The sequence below is a fragment of the Halalkalibacter akibai JCM 9157 genome, from assembly GCF_000513135.1.
GTDB classification, from domain to species: domain Bacteria; phylum Bacillota; class Bacilli; order Bacillales; family Bacillaceae_D; genus Halalkalibacter; species Halalkalibacter akibai.
Genome location: NZ_BAUV01000017.1, coordinates 62863 through 79963 on the forward strand (window position 1 = coordinate 62863; position 17101 = coordinate 79963).

Sequence of the window (17101 nt, forward strand, 5' to 3'; positions counted from 1 at the left end):
AAGACTATGACTATTAAACCAACATTAAATTGGCTTTCTGATACAAGTGTGTTCGCAGTTAATCGTTTGCCGGCACATTCGGACCATCAATACTATGAAACGGTGAAAGAAGCTGAAAGTAGAAAACAAATGGCATTGCGCTATGATTTAAATGGAAATTGGAAGTTTCACTATGCTATCAATCCTGCTTTGCGTCCGCAAGACTTTTACAAACTGGAATTTGAATGTTCGAATTGGGGCGATATTACTGTTCCGGGCCATATTCAATTACAAGGATATGGGAAACCACAATATGCCAATACGATGTATCCGTGGGACGGGCACCATCATCTTCGGCCACCCGAAGTTTCTGCTGACGATAATCCTGTGGGAAGTTATGTGAAATATTTTCATGTTCCAAAAAACTTTCAAGGGAAGCCGTTATATATTTCTTTTCAAGGAGTTGAATCAGCTTTTTATCTTTGGCTTAATGGAGAATTTATTGGGTATAGCGAAGATAGCTTTACACCTGCAGAATTTGATCTTACTCCTTATGTACAAGACGGAGAAAATAAGCTATCGGTTGAAGTCTACCAAAGAAGTACAGGTAGTTGGTTAGAAGACCAAGACTTTTGGCGTTTTTCAGGGATATTTAGAGATGTCTACCTATATACAGTTCCTGACATTCATTTATATGATATCGACATTCGAACAGATTTAGATGATCAATACGAACATGCATTATTAAAGGGAGAGTTTACAAGTCTATTTTTAACTCCACCAGGTACTTTTATTGTCGGTGAACTTTATGACAACAGAGGTCAATTGATAACGGAAGTAAAGGCAATACAAAAAGGTGATAAAAATTGGACTCTTGCTGGGGAAGTAGAGAATCCTAACCTGTGGAGTGCTGAGGATCCGTACCTCTATGATTTTTATCTTAAAGTATATAAACAAGATGGTACATTGGTAGAGTGCATTCCGCAATCTGTTGGTTTTCGTAAATTTGAGATGATTGATAAGGTGATGTGCTTAAACGGTAAAAGGATTGTATTTAAGGGAGTGAATCGCCACGAGTTTAATTGTCGCAACGGGCGTGTTGTAACGAAAGAAGATATGTTATGGGATATCAAAACACTTAAACAAAACAATATGAATGCTGTCCGTACGTCACATTATCCAAATCAAAGCTATTGGTATGAATTATGTGATCGTTACGGAGTGTATGTGATTGATGAGATGAATCTTGAAACTCATGGTTCGTGGCAGAAAATGGGTGCGGTTGAACCATCATGGAATATTCCAGGGAATCTCCCCGAATGGCAAGATATTGTTATGGATAGAGCTATTTCTATGTATGAACGTGATAAAAACCATCCTTCAATTTTAATTTGGTCGTGTGGAAATGAGTCGTATGCTGGGGAAGTGATCTTAACATGCAGCCAATATTTCAAAGAAAAAGACCCAGGGCGTCTTGTTCATTATGAAGGTGTGTTCTACGACCGAGCTTATGAAGCAACGAGTGATATGGAAAGTCGGATGTATGCTAAGCCGCAGGATATTATCGAGTATCTCGAAGCAAATCCACAGAAGCCGTATATTAGTTGTGAGTATATGCATGCGATGGGTAACTCTATTGGTGGGATGTATAAGTACACCGACTTAGAAGAGAAGTTCCCATTATATCAAGGTGGTTTTATTTGGGATTATATTGACCAATCGTTATTGAAGAAAGATCGTTTCGGAGTGGAGCACTTGGCCTATGGTGGAGATTTTGACGATCGTCCAACCGATTATTTCTTCTGTACGAATGGGATTGTCACAGCGGATCGACAAATCTCTCCTAAAATGCAGGAAGTAAAATACCTTTACCAAAATGTCAAGTTACAAGTAGATCAGACTGGTGTAACAATTTCCAATCAGAACTTATTTATAAATACGAGTCAATTTGGGCTTGAATATGATGTGCTGTTTAATGGGAATGTCTGCTATCAAAGCAAGTTACAAGTAGTTGATGTTGCTCCTGGTGAGCAAGGAAGATTTAATTTTGCCTTTTCAGATGATTTGTTTGCAGACACTGGTCAAGGAGAATATTGTATTCATGTTCGACTTGTATTAAAGGCAGATGAATTATGGGCAAAAGCAGGTCATGAGGTTGCGTTTGGACAGCATATTTTCAAACAAGAAATGAGTCGAAGCGTGATTCAAGAAAATCAATGTGCTGGGAACCTGAAACTAGTCGTTGGCGATGTAAATATCGGTGTTCACGGTAAAGATTTCAGCATTTTATTTTCAAAACAAGCTGGAACACTTGTGTCCATCAACTATGAGGGCCGAGAAATGATTTCGGTTCCTCCAACTCCATTATTTTGGAGAGCAACAACCGATAATGACAAAGGATTTAGGCAAGCATTTGAATCAGGGGTTTGGTATGCAGCGAGTCTAGCACGTCAATGTGCAGCGGTTGAGGTAGAAGAAAAAGACCATAGCGTGACCGTCACTTTCACTTATAAATTCTCCATTAACGAAGAGATCTCTGTCAAAGTGGCATACCAAGTATTATTAGATGGACGAATTCGTGTAGAATCAACGTATTTCGGAGCAAAAAATCTCCCGCAACTACCAATCTTTGCTTTAACGATGAAGGTTCCCGCCGATTATGACAATTTAAAGTGGTATGCGATGGGACCTGATGAGAATTATTCCGACAGGGCAAATGGAGCACGTCTTGCGATCTTTGAAAATACGGTTCGAGATAATGTGTCTCCGTACGTGATGCCTCAAGAATCAGGGAATCGGACAGGGGTAAGAAGCTTAGAAGTAAGAAATTCATTCAATCGAGGGTTGAAGATTACGGCTAGTAACGTACCATTGGAATGCAATGCTTCTCCTTACACGGCGCTTGAATTAGAAAATGCAAACCACCATTTCGAACTACCGAATATTCACTATACCGTTTTAACGGTAGCTGGAAAACAGATGGGTGTCGGTGGCGATGATAGCTGGGGGGCGCCTGTTCATGAGGAGCATCTTATAAAAGCGAACAATAACATAGCATTTGAGTTTTTTATTGAACGTATGTAAAGGAGTGAATCAAAGGGGCTGAAGGGCCCTTTTGATTCATAAACTTTTTTTAATCGTAGGAGGCAGCTATGTCGATTCAATTTGATCAAACGACCCAAACATTTCATTTAACTGCAAAAGATACAAGCTATATTTTTCAAATAGTAAGAGATGGCTATTTGGCACATGTGTACTGGGGCAAAAAAGTAAATAATTATCATCATTCAAACGAACTCCGTTTTACGGACCGTTCCTTCTCCGCAAATCCAGAGGCGACGGATCGCACATTCTCATTAGATACACTCCCTCAAGAATATCCATCATTCGGTCATTCTGACTATCGCAATCCAGCGTTTCAAGTTCAATTGGAAAATGGCTCGACTGTAACAGATTTACGCTATGTTTCTCATTCAATTTATAAAGGGAAACGAACATTAGAAGGGTTGCCAGCTACTTATGTGGAACAAGAGGAAGAAGCCGAAACAATTGAAATTATTTTAAAGGATCAGCTTATAAACTTGACTGTCATTTTAAGTTACACCGTATTTGAAGAATTCGATGCGATTACGAGATCAGTTCGGTTTAGCAATGAAGGTGAAACAAATGTAAAATTGTTAAAGGTTGCAAGTGCCAATGTTGATTTTCGTCAGTCTGATTTTGATTTAATTACTCTACCGGGAGCATGGGGAAGAGAGCGTTACATATCAAGAACAAATTTACGTCCCGGTGTCCAGTCGGTGGAAAGTCGTCGTGGAGCAAGTAGTCATCAACAAAATCCGTTTATGGCTCTTGTTTCCAAAAACACAAATGAGGAATATGGTGAAGTGTTTGCTTTTAGTTTTGTCTACAGTGGAAACTTCTTAAGCTCTGTCGAAGTCGATCAGTTTGGCTATTCTCGGGCAACAATGGGAATCAATCCATTTGATTTTTCCTGGTTATTAGAGCCAGGAGCTGAGTTTCAAGCACCTGAAGTGGTGATGGTTTATTCAGCGCAGGGCCTTGGTGCAATGTCTCATACTTTCCACCGTCTATATCGTACGCGTTTATGCCGCGGTGCATTCCGCGATAAGCTACGGCCAATACTTATTAACAACTGGGAAGCAACTTATTTTAATTTTAATGACGATAAAATTCGTGAAATTGCCCTTTGTGGGAAAAACTTAGGGATGGAATTGTTTGTATTAGATGACGGTTGGTTTGGAAATCGAGACGATGATACAACATCATTAGGAGATTGGTTTATTGATAAAAGGAAACTCCCTAATGGGCTAGACCCACTCGCTAATCAAATACGAGAAACAGGGATGGAATTTGGTTTATGGTTTGAACCAGAAATGATTTCGGTTGATAGTGATTTATACCGGGAGCATCCGGACTGGTGTATTCATGTTCCAAATAGAAGGCGTTCAGAAAGCAGGCAGCAGCTTATTTTAGATTTTTCACGAAAAGAAGTGTGTGATGAAATTATTTCTCGAGTGTCGGCTATTCTTGAGAGTGCTCCGATTACATACGTTAAATGGGATATGAATCGTCATATGTCGGAGGTTGGCTCAGCGACATTACCACCTGAACGTCAAAGAGAAACAGCGCATCGCTATATGTTAGGTGTGTACCGAGTCATGGACGAAATTACTTCTAAGTTTCCTCATATTTTATTTGAAAGTTGCTCCGGTGGTGGAGGACGATTTGATCCGGGAATTCTTTATTACATGCCGCAGACGTGGACAAGTGATAACACGGATGCAATCTCAAGGTTGAAAATTCAATATGGCACAAGTTTCGTTTACCCAACAAGTTCAATGGGGGCACACGTGTCAGCTGTACCAAACCATCAAGTAGATCGGATCACTTCACTTGATGTACGAGGGCATGTTGCCATGTCTGGAAACTTTGGTTATGAGTTGGATGTGACCGAACTGTCTGAAGATGAAAAAACGATTGTATCAGAACAGGTTGAGTTTTATAAACAAATTAGACCAGTCGTTCAATACGGAGAGTTCTATCGTTTGTTTAATCCATTTGAATCTAATCATGCTGCTTGGATGTTTGTAACGGATGACAAATCTGAGGCTGTGTTAACGTATGTGAAAGTATTAGCTGAACCAAGTGATGCGTTTATCAAGGTCAGATTAAAAGGGTTAGACCCCGATGTTAACTATAATATTGAAGCATTAGGAAAAAGCTTTTACGGTGATGAATTAATGCATATCGGAATTAATGTACCGTTAATGAGTGGTGATTTTAAAAGTATTATGTGGCATGTTAAAGCAAAATAGAGAAAATAAACTATTAGAAAGCAACAATTTTTAAAGAGAGGGAATAAACCAATATTACTGTGATTTATAAGTTCCCCCCCATCCTTTGGATTAGAGGGGGTTTTTTGAGTGGTTTGTTTATAATGCAAAGCAATTCCTTAACAAAACTTTAATGTTATATTTACTTACTACAGCTATTTAAAGTAAAGACCAGAAATTTACACAGTGCTATAATAATAAATAATACAGATAACTGGTTGGGAGTGACGTGGTTGCTTTTTGATAAGAATGAAAGAAATACAATGATTTTAGGTTTCGTTGGACTTAGTTTGTTTTTATTAGTTTTTTTCCAAGGTATTCAGACAAATATGTATCATTTAACAGACCATCTTTTAATTCATACGATCTTAGAACTTGCTAGTATCGCAATATCCTTTTCTATTTTTTTATATGGATGGCTAGCATATTCATATACAAAGTCAAAATTGTTATTGCTCGTATCGCTTGCATTTATGACTGTTGGTATTTTTGATGTTTTTCATACCTTCTCTTATAAGGGTATGCCTTTTTTAATTGCAGAAAATTTTCAAACGACAGTTTGGTTTTGGTTAATCGGACGCTTAACGGAAGCTACTATGTTAATAGTTGGAGTTTTCTTTATACATTTGAATTCACAAGTGAAAAGTGATGCAGAAAAAACTCTTTGGTTTGGTTTTTTTGTTATGGTCTCATTTATAGTTTCTGCTTTTATTTTGAATTATGTTGATTTGTTGCCGGTGTTAATTAACGATTCGGGACCGACTTTTTTGAAAAAGGCTTTGGAGTATGTAATTGCTCTCATGCATCTGTTAGCCATTTTCTTTATTTGGAAAAAATATAAGCAAAATAAAAATCAATATTACTTAAATTTAATTCGTGCATGTTACTTTCTAATATTATGTGGCTTAACGGTCACTATTTTCTCGACTGTATATGATCTCACAGTCATTGTGGCCCATGTCTTCAAGGTAGCTGGATATTTCTTCATTCTGAAAGCCTTTTACTATGCTAATATTCAAACACCATTTGAGCATAAGAAACAGACGGAGGATAAGTTACATGATATTGAGAGTGAGCTAGAACTACTTTTTGATAACACAGAAGATGCTATATTAATTTGTGACTTAACGACTAAATCACTCATAAGACGAAATCCTGCTTTTAAAAAAATCTTCGGTTTTGATGATGACATGCCACTGAAAATTGACCATATAGTACCTTCCTATCTTAGTGAGGAATTTGAGCATGTATATCAGCAACTTAAAGTGGGTAAACCCGTAGTCGATTTTGTCACAGTTAGACAACGTAAAGATTTAAGTCTAATAGATGTAAGTATGACGATTTCTCCTATGAAAGATAAAGGAGATCAGGTTCTATGTTCGGCTATTATCCGAGATATTTCAGCTCAAAAAACAGCTGAGAGAGAGATGAAACATGCAAGAAAAGATTTACAGGAAACTTTAGAGCAATATCATGGAACCATTTTTAAGTTTAAAAAAGTGGATGGGCAGTTTGTATACACGCTTATTGATGGGAAAATGTTTAGAAATAAAGGGATTTTGCCAGAGTATGCAGTTGGGAAGCCTGTCCAAGAGTTTTATCCTACTTCTGAAACCGAATTATTTGATTTCCACAATCAAAAAGCGTGGTTAGGCCAGGAAAAAGACTTTCAGTTTGAAGATAAAGAGGGCTCTATTTTTCATGTCTCACTAAAACCAATCAAAGAAGAAAATAAAACGATAGAAGTGATTGGAAATGTAGTCGATATTACTAGTTTAAAAAAGACGGAAGAACTGTTGCGTAAGTCAGAAAAGCTTTCTGTAGTCGGAGAGCTTGCGGCGGGGTTTGCTCATGAGATTAGGAATCCTCTGACTACGGTAAAAGGTTTCTTGCAATTAATTGGCTTAGAGGCAAATGAAAAAAATAAAGAATTCGTCTCGATTATGTTAAGTGAAATAGACCGACTTGAAATGATTACGAATGAATTTATGGTTGTAGCTAAACCGCAAGTGAGTAGTTACCAAGTGGAAGATATACATAACATGATGGTCAGTGTCATTTCGTTCTTAAAACCGCAATCGTTATTACATTCGATTGAGATGGAAATGAATGTGCATGACCATCTACCGGAAATTCGTTGCGATAAACATCAGTTAAGACAAGTGTTTATTAACCTTTACAAAAATGCGATGGAAGCAATGCCTAATGGAGGAACGATCACAACTGAATTATCGGTAGAAAAGAATGATTGGGTTTCAATAGCTATTACAGACCAAGGTGGCGGAATTCCTGCTGATATTATTCCTAAACTAGGGGAACCTTTTTACACATTAAAAGAAAAAGGGACAGGCTTAGGATTAATGGTTAGTAAAAAGATTATCGAATCTCATCAAGGCAATTTAGACATAAAAAGTGAGCCAAATATTGGCACGACTATGACTATACGCTTGCCAGTAAGTAGTTAATAAACTCACGGGTCCTAGTTACTAGTGGGGAAAGGATGCAACAAATACATGAATCTAGCTATCAAACTAAAAAGCGATACTTTAAAACGTAAATGGTTAAGGGCATTAGAACATGTAGCTGAACAATCCAAGATAATAGAGGGATTATATCAGGATGACTACTATGCTAGTATCACTGAAGAAGAGGTAGATTTCTTAAATGATGTGGAACCTCTATCTGCTTTAGAATCTAGCTTGAAACTCAAGGTGTTTCATTGCTTTTTGGAGATTGTAAGCACAGAAGTGTTCAAAAAAGTGATAAATGCCGACCGAAAACTAAGGCTGGATTTCCCTTCTTCTAAATTGATGATTGATAAAAAGGAATTCTATAACTGGATTGACAATGAAGTTGAAGTGGGTCAATTTGAAAAGGTACATGTTTTCTTTGAAACACTCTATCCGGATTTAGTCAGTAGCCTCTCAAGAAAAAGTTCAGGAACCGAATTTACTTCTATTCAAGTGGTGAATTTTATGTTGGATGAAGTTGGATATAAATCCGATGTTATCAACAAAAAAATAATGGATCCGAGTGCGGGGGCCGGGGTGTTTATTATATCAGCGCTTGGAAGGTATTTAAATCGTTGTAACGTTTCATATGAAGTGGTAAAGCAGAAGCTCATAGTAGATAAGAATTTAGTTGCTGTCGATCTGAATCCTTTTAACGTACTTATAACAAAACTAAGATTTGTATTAAAGTTAGTAGAACATTATGGTGGTATCGACAATCATGAGATCAAAGATCTATTGAAAAGGATTCCGATTAAAGTAGCAAACACAATTATGCAATCGACTAGTCCACTACTTGCCAATAATGTTTATGATTATGTGATTGGAAATCCTCCTTATATTAGAATTCAGAGGTTGCCGATGGAAGAAAGGCAATACCTAAAGAAGAATTATAGTAGTGCAACCGGAAGATTTGATCTATATGTCTGCTTCATGGAAAAAGCCGTAAACTTATTAAGAAATGGTGGGAAACTTAGTCTGATAACTAGTAACAAGTTTTTAACGACGAATTACGGTATTGGGGTTAGAAACTTTCTGTTAACTCAAACATCAATTGAGCATTTGGTTGATCTACATGATACACCCTTTTTTCAAGCTGCAATATTGCCGGCAATCATTACAGCGACTAAAAAGGCTGATGAGCAAAGTGAGGTATTTCAATATACTTCAATTAAGAGAAGTAATAATGGTTTACCTCTAAAGCAAACCGTCACAAATGTATTTGAATATGTGGCTGAACGAAAGAAAAAGAAAGCTCAAACCACAGAACAACTAGAAATGAAAACGACTCATCAAAACGTAAAAGTTGAAATTTCACATGCTTTAGTAAAAGTACCCAGTAGAAATGAGACGTGGAATTTCACATCAGTTGATGAAGCTAGTATTAAATCTCATATAGAATCTATATCCCATCATAAAATGCATGAAGTTGCTAAAGTCAGTGTCGGTGTTAAGCCTAATCCAAATAAAGTGTTTGTCGATCCAATGACTATGCAATTTGTAACTGACAATCAGTTTGAGCAGGATTTGGTGTTTCCTATTCTCCAAAAGGGTAATGTTGGCAGATGGAAAGTGAACTGGTCTATTGATAGTGAAGATGATCGTTTTATTTTATATCCACATAAAATGGAAAATGGAAAAGGAGTCGCAGTCGATCTTGAGCTTTATCCTAATGCGAAGAAGTATATTTTTGAACATGAGGATATCTTAAAAAATAGACCGTATTTAACGAAATCAAATACACGGAAGTGGTATGAAATTTGGGTTCCGCATGATTTAGAAAAATTCACTAAGCCTAAAATTGTTACAAAGGATATCTCTGAAAAAAACAACTTTGCATTAGACGAAAATGGCTATATTTGTTTGGGGACAATTTTTTGGATGTATATCAAAGAAGAATTTAAAAGTGATTTTTTAACAGAGGAGCAATTATTATATTATTTACTAGGGCTTTGTAATTCTAATGTGTTGGAATTTTACCAGAAAACGATAAGCGGAAGTCTTTTTTCTAAAAAGGTTCGGTATACATCTTCTAATATTAATAAGTGGATTGTTCCGCGCGTGACAACTCAAAACCTAAGCATAATATCAGAAATAGTTTCTATAGTCTCAACTATTACTAAGGACGGGCAAATAAAGAAATGTGAAGATAAATTAAACAAGTTGATATACATATTATTTAAGCTTGGCAGTGACCAAATACAATTAATTGAACAATATAATCAGACAAACAGTTAGCATAAGCGGCTGTTTTTTTTGTGTTTGAAAAAACTTCTTCTTTGTTTAAAAGGCTAATTATAGTAAATTTGCTGTCTAATTAAAAATAACAGCATACCATATAACAAATATGCCATTCTCGGGAAAAGTAAATAGGAGGGAAATTAAGTTGGATACCATTCATATCGTTACTGCTGCTGATAACAATTATGTTGATCCACTGGGAGTAACGTTTATCTCTTTATTAGAAAATAAACATTCTGAAAATCCATTGAGATTTTATATCATTGATGGTGGGATTTCTGATGAGAAAAAAGAAGTGTTTCACCGGATTAAGGATAAATATAATGTTGACGTTATTTTTTTAACGATAGATAAAATGATGTTTGAAGGCTTTCATGTATCTGGTCATATTAATGAAACATCCTATTACCGCATTCTTATCCCTCATTTTCTTGATAAAGATGTGGAGAAAGTCATTTATTTAGATTCAGATCTGTTGATTAAACAAGATATTACAAAATTATGGAATAAAAATATAAAGAACGTTTATCTCAGAGCGGTTGAGGATGTAGGAGTGATTGCTTCTCAAACGAGTGATGTACCTATTCCTAAGCCTTATAGTTATCTTAATGCAGGTGTGTTATTAATCAACTTAAAGAAATGGAGAAAGAAGAAGATATCAGATAGATTGGTCCAGTTCATCAGAGAAAATCCGACCATGCTTAGATATCATGACCAAGATGCACTAAATGCTTTACTGTATGACAAATGGCATAAACTTAATCCGAAGTGGAATGTACAAAAGGTCTTTTACTATTTCCAAGGTGAGGAATATGTAAAGGTAAGAGAAAATCCAGCTATTGTTCATTTTACGGAACCAGTAAAGCCTTGGCACTCTGATTATAGTATTGTTGAATTAAAAGAGGAGTATGAGTTTTATTTACAAAAGTTTTTCGATTTTGAAGATTAAACGATCAGAAAAATGCTTTGTCATATTCCACTTCTCTAAGGATAATTCTAAATATAAAACGCAAGGTTGGTGGTGAGAAATGAAAGTATTATCAATGATCCAGCCATGGGCGAGCCTTTTTGTTCTTAGAGAAGCGGAGTATGAAACAAGATCATGGAAAACTAATTACCGTGGACCACTGGCGATTCATACGAGTAAAAAGAAAGATCTAGCAGTTTGTAAGCATGTAGCTATACAAGCGCTTCTTCAAAAGCATGGATACACGACAGAGAAGCTTCCTACTGGTAAAATTATTGCCATATGCGAGCTTGTCGATTGTTTACGGGTTATTCAAAATGACGGAACATCCGCCGTTTTAGAGGATGGTCGTATCGTTACAGAAAATGATTTTTTTCTTGGGGATTATCAAGTTGGAGGATTTGTCTGGGTGGTGCAAGAGATGCAACAGGTTAAACGGGAAATTCCAGCAAAAGGTCAACTTGGACTTTGGGAATATAATTTAGATATAAAAGACATTTAACCTCGATGGTCTAAGTTACCATTGAGGTTTTTTCTAACTCTGGACAAATTCAACAACTTTTCCACTGCATGCAAAGAAATGGAGTTCAACATACTAATTGTAAAGAAAACAATGAAAGGAGAGGAAGTAAATGAATGTAACAGTACTGTCTGATAAACGCAGAGAGAAACAATGGAAGTTCGAACGTAAAATCTTAAGAAATCTCTCCTTGAAAGAGCTTAAGGCACACGTTGAAGAGCATTTTAAACCTGTTGTTCCATTTCATTTTCTATCTCATCCTTTTTTATTAGATCCTTGCATGGATATGGCTATAGATGCCTTTTTAGTTGGAGCAGAATACAGTAAATTTGGCTACCAGGGTGAATCAGAGCGTGAAGTGAAACGTAGGTGTGACGATGATTTAACGGAAATATCAAATTGTATCTTCAATCTGTTACAAGGTTGGCTACTTGACTCTGACTACTTATTGGACTCATTGCAAATTGCTACTGAAGCCTTTGTTGATCATTGGTGGACCAAAGGCTTTAGGGAAGGCGAGAAAAGGTACCGCATGAGATTGCATTAACTTGATTTATGACATTTCGTAAGAGGCTGGGACATAACTAAAGTGTTTAAATGAGCATACGAACGATGCAGAACCTTTGCGGAGTGTATTTCCGAAGCAATTGTAACCAGCTTTTCGTTCGTATTTTTCATTATTTAAACTCTTTTGTCCCAGCCTCTTCACTCATAATAGAGATTATTTTTGATCAACTTACTAAATTCACTTCATATTATTTTCCTTGTCCCAATATACATATAAAAGTGGACGAGGAGGGATGGTAGTGAATTTAGTAAAATGGATAAAAGGCGGAGCATTTGCCTTAGGTGTAGTTGGATTATTATTTATTATTCAATATCAATTTGTTAGTAATGATTCTTGGACGACTTGGAACCTTCCATTGTCTGGTAAAGTAATCGTCGTAGACCCAGGTCATGGCGGAATTGATGGAGGGGCTGTTTCTAAAACTGGAACGCTTGAAAAAGAAATTACCTTGCTTATAAGCGAGCAGCTTCGCGATTATTTGCAAGAAGCAGGAGCGCTTGTTTTAATGACAAGAGAAGATGATCATGATTTAGCTAGCGCTGAAACAAAAAAGGTAAGACAAAGGAAGAATGAAGATTTAAGACGGAGAGTAGACATCATTAATGATTCTGATGCCGATTTATTTGTGAGCATTCATTTAAATGCAATTCCGTCTCCGAAGTGGAGTGGCGCCCAGACGTTCTATAATAGAACAATATCGGAAAATGAAGAATTGGCTCGATTTGTACAAGATGAAGTAAGACGAAATTTAGAGAATACAAATCGACAAGCAAAGCCGATTCACAACGTATTTTTAATTAAACACGCAGAAACACCAGGTGTTCTTATTGAAGCTGGATTTTTATCAAATCCAAGAGAAGCAGAATTGCTCAAGACAGAGGAATACCAACAAAAAGTAGCAGCGTCTATCTACCAGGGAATTATGCGATACTACACCGATGAAAAAGTGCCTGAATAATTGGTGCAAACGGATTCACGTTTGTTTAACTTCCTATGCTATACTTAGTTTATAATCGCAAAAAAGGAAGGTGCCTGAATTGATTACAGAAGCAGCAGTAATGGAAGCCCTAAAAAGAGTAAAAGATCGTGATTTAAATCAAAGTGTGGTTGAAACAGGTGGAATTCGTGAAGTAAAAGTGAAGGAAGGCAATGTAAGTATTAAAATTGCATTAGCTAAAACAGGGACAGCAGAGCAAATGGAAGTACAACAAGAAATTGTACAGGTTATAAAAGGTGAAGGGGCTAATTCGGTCGGATTAAGATTTGAAGAGTTGACAAAAGAAGAATTGGCTAAGCTTGGTGGCGTAAAAGAGCCAGCTTTCCAAGGACCTGCCATTTTAGCTCCAAACAGTAAGACTACTTTTATCGCAGTAACAAGCGGAAAAGGTGGAGTAGGAAAGTCGACAGTATCTGTTAACTTGGCTACTACTCTAGCAAGACTCGGAAAAAATGTTGGGATCATTGATGCAGACATTTATGGTTTTAGTGTACCGGATATGATGGGGATCGAAGAACGACCAAAAGTAATATCTGATCGTATTTATCCTGTAGAACGATTTGGAGTAAAAGTCATTTCAATGGGATTCTTTGTTGAAGATAATGCACCTGTTATTTGGAGAGGTCCAATGCTTGGTAAGATGCTCAATCAATTCTTTACCGAAGTAGAATGGGGAGACTTAGATTATCTAGTGTTAGATTTGCCTCCTGGTACTGGTGATGTCGCTCTAGATCTACACACGATGTTGCCTCATTCTAAAGAAATTCTTGTTACAACCCCTCATGCTACTGCTGCTTTTGTTGCAGCAAGAGCAGGAACAATGGCCATTAAAACACACCATGAAATATTAGGGGTTGTCGAAAACATGGCTTACTTCGAGAGTAAAGTAACGGGTGAAAAAGAGTTTGTTTTTGGTACGGGCGGCGGAGAGCGTCTTACTGAAGAATTAAAAACAGAACTTTTGGGACAAATTCCGCTAGGACAACCTGAAATGAATAAAGATGACTTTGCTCCTTCTATTTATCAAGCAGATCATCCTATTGGGGACATTTATGCACAGATCGCCAAGCGAGTAATTGAGAAAACAAATAAATAAAAAAGATGACGAGTTAGGTTGGTGTAACCTAACCGTCATCTTTTTTTGTTGGGAACTTAGGATTCTCCGCCGCTGTCTTCTCCCCCACCTTCTCCGCCTCCAGAAGCTTGGTCTTGTTTCTCCATTTGTTTTTGAGCGACCTGTTCTAGAACTTCATTGACTTTAGCAATGAAAAAGGGACTTTCGAAGGCATCGGACATAATTGTCATAACTTGTTGTCGATATTCCTTTGATTTCATCGTTTCTAACATAGCAGCTTCCATCTCAGGGTCTTGAAGCACGGTAATCATCATTGCTTGATATTCAGGGTCTTTCATTAACCCCTTTAGCATTTTTTCGTTTTCTGTTTGCATGCTTTCTGCAAAAGTTTGAGCGAACTCAGGATCCTTCATGACATCTTGCCAAAACTGTCTGCCGGCTTCCGAGGTCAAGGTTTGCTGAATGGTTGTCTTAACAAAGGCGTTATCCATTACAATTTCTTGTTGAAGCTCTTCGTCGCCCATAATCTCTTGAATAGCTTGTTTGCCTTCATCTGTCTTCAACATATCAACCATCATCTTTTTGGTGCTTTCATAATCTGGAGTCGTTCCTCCGCCGCTTTCAGCCTGTGCGCAGCTAGCAACAATAGGAAGGAGCAGTGTAACAAGGAATAAATAAAAGATCTTTTTCACGCTGTAAGGCTCCTTTCGGTCATTTTGTCATTAATTTGAGATATTTCCTCTGGATTTATACATGACAGCAATAGAAGATCTAGCAATTTCTACAGGAGCTTGTTACAATCATGTAAGCACAATTGGATATTGGAGGATTTGCCTGTGAATAGTAAAAAAGTGGTTTATTTATTTTTTACGACGCTCCTTGTTGGTAGTATTAGTGGAGCCATTGTTGGTTTTATTTTAGATTATAGCGTTTATACAGAAGGATCGTTTTTAAATATGTTTTTCGGGTTGATTTGGTTGTTGGGAATCAGTGCTGCATTTAGTCTTGTTAGTCAAATGGGGTTTTTCGCTTATTTAACTGTTCATCGGTTTGGATTAGGGTTATTTAAATCGCAAAAATTGTGGAATTATGTTCAGATCATCATTATCGCATTTGTTGTATTTGATTTAATTTACTTTAGATATATTGCCTTTGCCCTACCGGGAGAAACGATCTTTAACTTTATGATTATGCCTATATTGCTTTTGCTGTATGGGATTGTTATTGCTTATCTAAAAGCAAAAGATACAAACCAAGGTGCATTTATTCCAGCATTGTTTTTTATCGTTGTTATTACAACAATCGAATGGGTACCAGCCCTAACTGTTAACGATCCGAAGTGGCTATGGCTCTATTTAACGCCGCTTATTACAGCTAATACATGGCAATTACTCATTCTACACAGATTAACGCAAGCGAAATAAAAAGGATGACTCCTAGGAGTCATCCTTTTATTTATAAAGTGTTACTTAATTTCCTCATTTTCTGCTTTCGTACTTGCCATTAAATCTTCTACGGTTGTAAAGGTAAACCCTTTACCACGAAGCTGATCTATAATAATAGGGAGAGCCTTATGTGTTTGTTTTACTGAATCAGAAGCGTGGAATAAAATAATATCACCAGAATCAGTTGCTGGAACAACCTCATTAACAATGGCGTCCACTCCAGGGTTAGTGTAGTCCTTTGAATTGACGCTCCAATGGATGACAGAGTATCCTTGCGCATCAGCAATTTGAAGAACATCCTTGTTGAAAGAGCCATTTGGTGGTCTTAATAATGTTGGTCTTTCACCGGTTAGTTCCTGTAATATTTGACTACTTTGAGTTAAATCTTGTCTTATTTTTTCGTTATCCCAACTAGTGTAATCTTTATATTGATAACCATGGCTACCAATGCTGTGACCTCGGTCCTTAATTTCGCTTACTAGGTCAGGATAACGTTCTGCCCAAGCCGCTGAAATAAAAAAGTTTGCATGATCTACTTCTTTTTGGTCTAGAATGTCTAAAATCGGACCAATACGATTTTCTCCCCAACTAATGTTAAAAGTTAAAGCTATTTGCTTATCATCAGTTTCAGCTTTGTAAAAAGCTTGAGGGCCATCTGGAGTGGAGAAAACTGCTATTTGTGAGCGTTCTACATAAAGTAAACCCGCTGTAAAAAAAGCAGCGATGATTATAAGTGATAATTGCTTAATATGTTTGGCATGAAAAATCCAAAAGAAATTCATTTCATATCCTCCTTGTCCATTGTTATGACCAATCTATGGCTAAATGGAACAAGTTATGAATAAAATTGGAACAAATAGAAAATAATTTTAAAACCTTGGGTTTTTTAAGTTTGGCTGATAAAAGAATTGCATAGTTGTTTAGTCACAATAGTCGAGGTGGTAGTAGTGTTAGGGGTTATCTTAAACGAAAAAGAAGTTCAAGAAGTAGAGTATATGTTAAAGAGAGAGATGGAAGAGTTACTTTTAGATATGTCTGATCCTCGTATTGATGAAGTCGTTAAAAAAGCAATGGAAGAGAAGTATCAAATTGTTTTTAAGATTTATAAACGTTTTGTACCACCGAAAGAAACAATGAAATACATATTAAACCGACGTAACACACAGTAATAGAGGGAGCTACCAGAATTCAAGGAAGTATTAATGGTCTGGTCGGCATGCTGCATTGTATTATAGGCCACTGAAAAAGCTATGTTTTTTCAGTGGCACTATCAGTAAATATGTTCTGTTGTATTAAAATAAAAAACAATATTGACATGTTTATCATGGGCGTGATATATTACTTCTTGTCGCCAAATTACTTTTCGTTTTTTTGAAAGGTGGTTGACAAGCAATTGAGTGACATGTTAAAGTATTAAAAGTCGCCACAGAGCGATAAAACGA

General features: G+C 36.7%; 13 protein-coding genes. 11 read left to right on the plus strand and 2 right to left on the minus strand.

What is annotated here, in order from left to right; translation table 11 throughout:
- The first annotated feature begins 6 nt into the window (after positions 1 to 6).
- The 9 genes from lacZ (at position 7) to salA (ending at position 14235) form a co-directional block, all read left to right on the plus strand.
- The gene (gene lacZ / locus JCM9157_RS11240) at positions 7 to 3063 is read left to right on the plus strand and encodes a beta-galactosidase, LacZ type (RefSeq protein WP_148296851.1); all 3057 of its coding nucleotides are present in this window, start codon (positions 7 to 9) and stop codon (positions 3061 to 3063) included.
- Positions 3064 to 3131: 68 nt separating this feature from the next.
- Positions 3132 to 5318: an alpha-galactosidase gene (locus JCM9157_RS11245; protein ID WP_035664793.1), complete on the plus strand. Its 2187-nt coding sequence runs from the start codon at positions 3132 to 3134 to the stop codon at positions 5316 to 5318.
- 251 nt (positions 5319 to 5569) lie between these two features.
- Positions 5570 to 7801, plus strand: coding sequence for an MASE3 domain-containing protein (locus JCM9157_RS23395; RefSeq protein WP_052013095.1), 2232 nt, complete (start codon positions 5570 to 5572; stop codon positions 7799 to 7801).
- A 48-nt stretch (positions 7802 to 7849) separates the two neighbouring features.
- Positions 7850 to 10084: an Eco57I restriction-modification methylase domain-containing protein gene (locus JCM9157_RS11255; RefSeq protein WP_035664795.1), complete on the plus strand. Its 2235-nt coding sequence runs from the start codon at positions 7850 to 7852 to the stop codon at positions 10082 to 10084.
- Positions 10085 to 10232: 148 nt separating this feature from the next.
- Positions 10233 to 11036, plus strand: coding sequence for a glycosyltransferase family 8 protein (locus JCM9157_RS11260; RefSeq protein WP_035664797.1), 804 nt, complete (start codon positions 10233 to 10235; stop codon positions 11034 to 11036).
- 79 nt (positions 11037 to 11115) lie between these two features.
- The gene (locus JCM9157_RS11265) at positions 11116 to 11556 is read left to right on the plus strand and encodes an ASCH domain-containing protein (RefSeq protein ID WP_035664798.1); all 441 of its coding nucleotides are present in this window, start codon (positions 11116 to 11118) and stop codon (positions 11554 to 11556) included.
- A gap of 130 nt (positions 11557 to 11686) precedes the next feature.
- Positions 11687 to 12121, plus strand: coding sequence for a YbaK family protein (locus JCM9157_RS11270; protein ID WP_035664799.1), 435 nt, complete (start codon positions 11687 to 11689; stop codon positions 12119 to 12121).
- A gap of 259 nt (positions 12122 to 12380) precedes the next feature.
- Positions 12381 to 13100 carry an N-acetylmuramoyl-L-alanine amidase CwlD gene (gene cwlD / locus JCM9157_RS11275; protein ID WP_268870941.1) on the plus strand — a complete coding sequence of 240 codons (720 nt, stop codon included), beginning with the start codon at positions 12381 to 12383 and terminating at the stop codon, positions 13098 to 13100.
- A gap of 79 nt (positions 13101 to 13179) precedes the next feature.
- Positions 13180 to 14235: an iron-sulfur carrier protein/transcriptional regulator SalA gene (salA, locus tag JCM9157_RS11280; protein WP_035664801.1), complete on the plus strand. Its 1056-nt coding sequence runs from the start codon at positions 13180 to 13182 to the stop codon at positions 14233 to 14235.
- A gap of 56 nt (positions 14236 to 14291) precedes the next feature.
- On the opposite strand, the gene gerD is transcribed toward salA, so the two are convergent.
- Positions 14292 to 14906 (minus strand): spore germination lipoprotein GerD, encoded by a 615-nt coding sequence (gene gerD, locus JCM9157_RS11285; protein WP_035664804.1) that lies wholly within the window; start codon positions 14904 to 14906, stop codon positions 14292 to 14294.
- Between the two features lie 144 nt (positions 14907 to 15050).
- On the opposite strand from gerD, the gene JCM9157_RS11290 reads away from it, so the two are divergent.
- Complete coding sequence (locus JCM9157_RS11290; protein ID WP_035664806.1) at positions 15051 to 15638, plus strand: KinB-signaling pathway activation protein; 588 nt, start codon at positions 15051 to 15053, stop codon at positions 15636 to 15638.
- A gap of 41 nt (positions 15639 to 15679) precedes the next feature.
- Here JCM9157_RS11290 and pdaB read toward each other — a convergent pair whose 3' ends face one another.
- Complete coding sequence (gene pdaB, locus JCM9157_RS11295) at positions 15680 to 16441, minus strand: polysaccharide deacetylase family sporulation protein PdaB (protein WP_035664808.1); 762 nt, start codon at positions 16439 to 16441, stop codon at positions 15680 to 15682.
- A gap of 165 nt (positions 16442 to 16606) precedes the next feature.
- On the opposite strand from pdaB, the gene JCM9157_RS11300 reads away from it, so the two are divergent.
- Positions 16607 to 16828: a hypothetical protein gene (locus tag JCM9157_RS11300; RefSeq protein WP_035664810.1), complete on the plus strand. Its 222-nt coding sequence runs from the start codon at positions 16607 to 16609 to the stop codon at positions 16826 to 16828.
- Positions 16829 to 17101 lie beyond the last annotated feature (273 nt).

Excerpts from the sequence above, each read along its gene's own strand:
- JCM9157_RS11245 (WP_035664793.1), top strand. The coding sequence starts at position 3,132 with ATGTCGATTCAATTTGATCAAACGACCCAAACATTTCATTTAACTGCA.
- lacZ (WP_148296851.1), top strand. The coding sequence starts at position 7 with ATGACTATTAAACCAACATTAAATTGGCTTTCTGATACAAGTGTGTTC.
- JCM9157_RS11270 (WP_035664799.1), top strand. The coding sequence starts at position 11,687 with ATGAATGTAACAGTACTGTCTGATAAACGCAGAGAGAAACAATGGAAG.
- JCM9157_RS11265 (WP_035664798.1), top strand. The coding sequence starts at position 11,116 with ATGAAAGTATTATCAATGATCCAGCCATGGGCGAGCCTTTTTGTTCTT.
- pdaB (WP_035664808.1), bottom strand. The coding sequence starts at position 16,441 with ATGAATTTCTTTTGGATTTTTCATGCCAAACATATTAAGCAATTATCA.
- JCM9157_RS11255 (WP_035664795.1), top strand. The coding sequence starts at position 7,850 with ATGAATCTAGCTATCAAACTAAAAAGCGATACTTTAAAACGTAAATGG.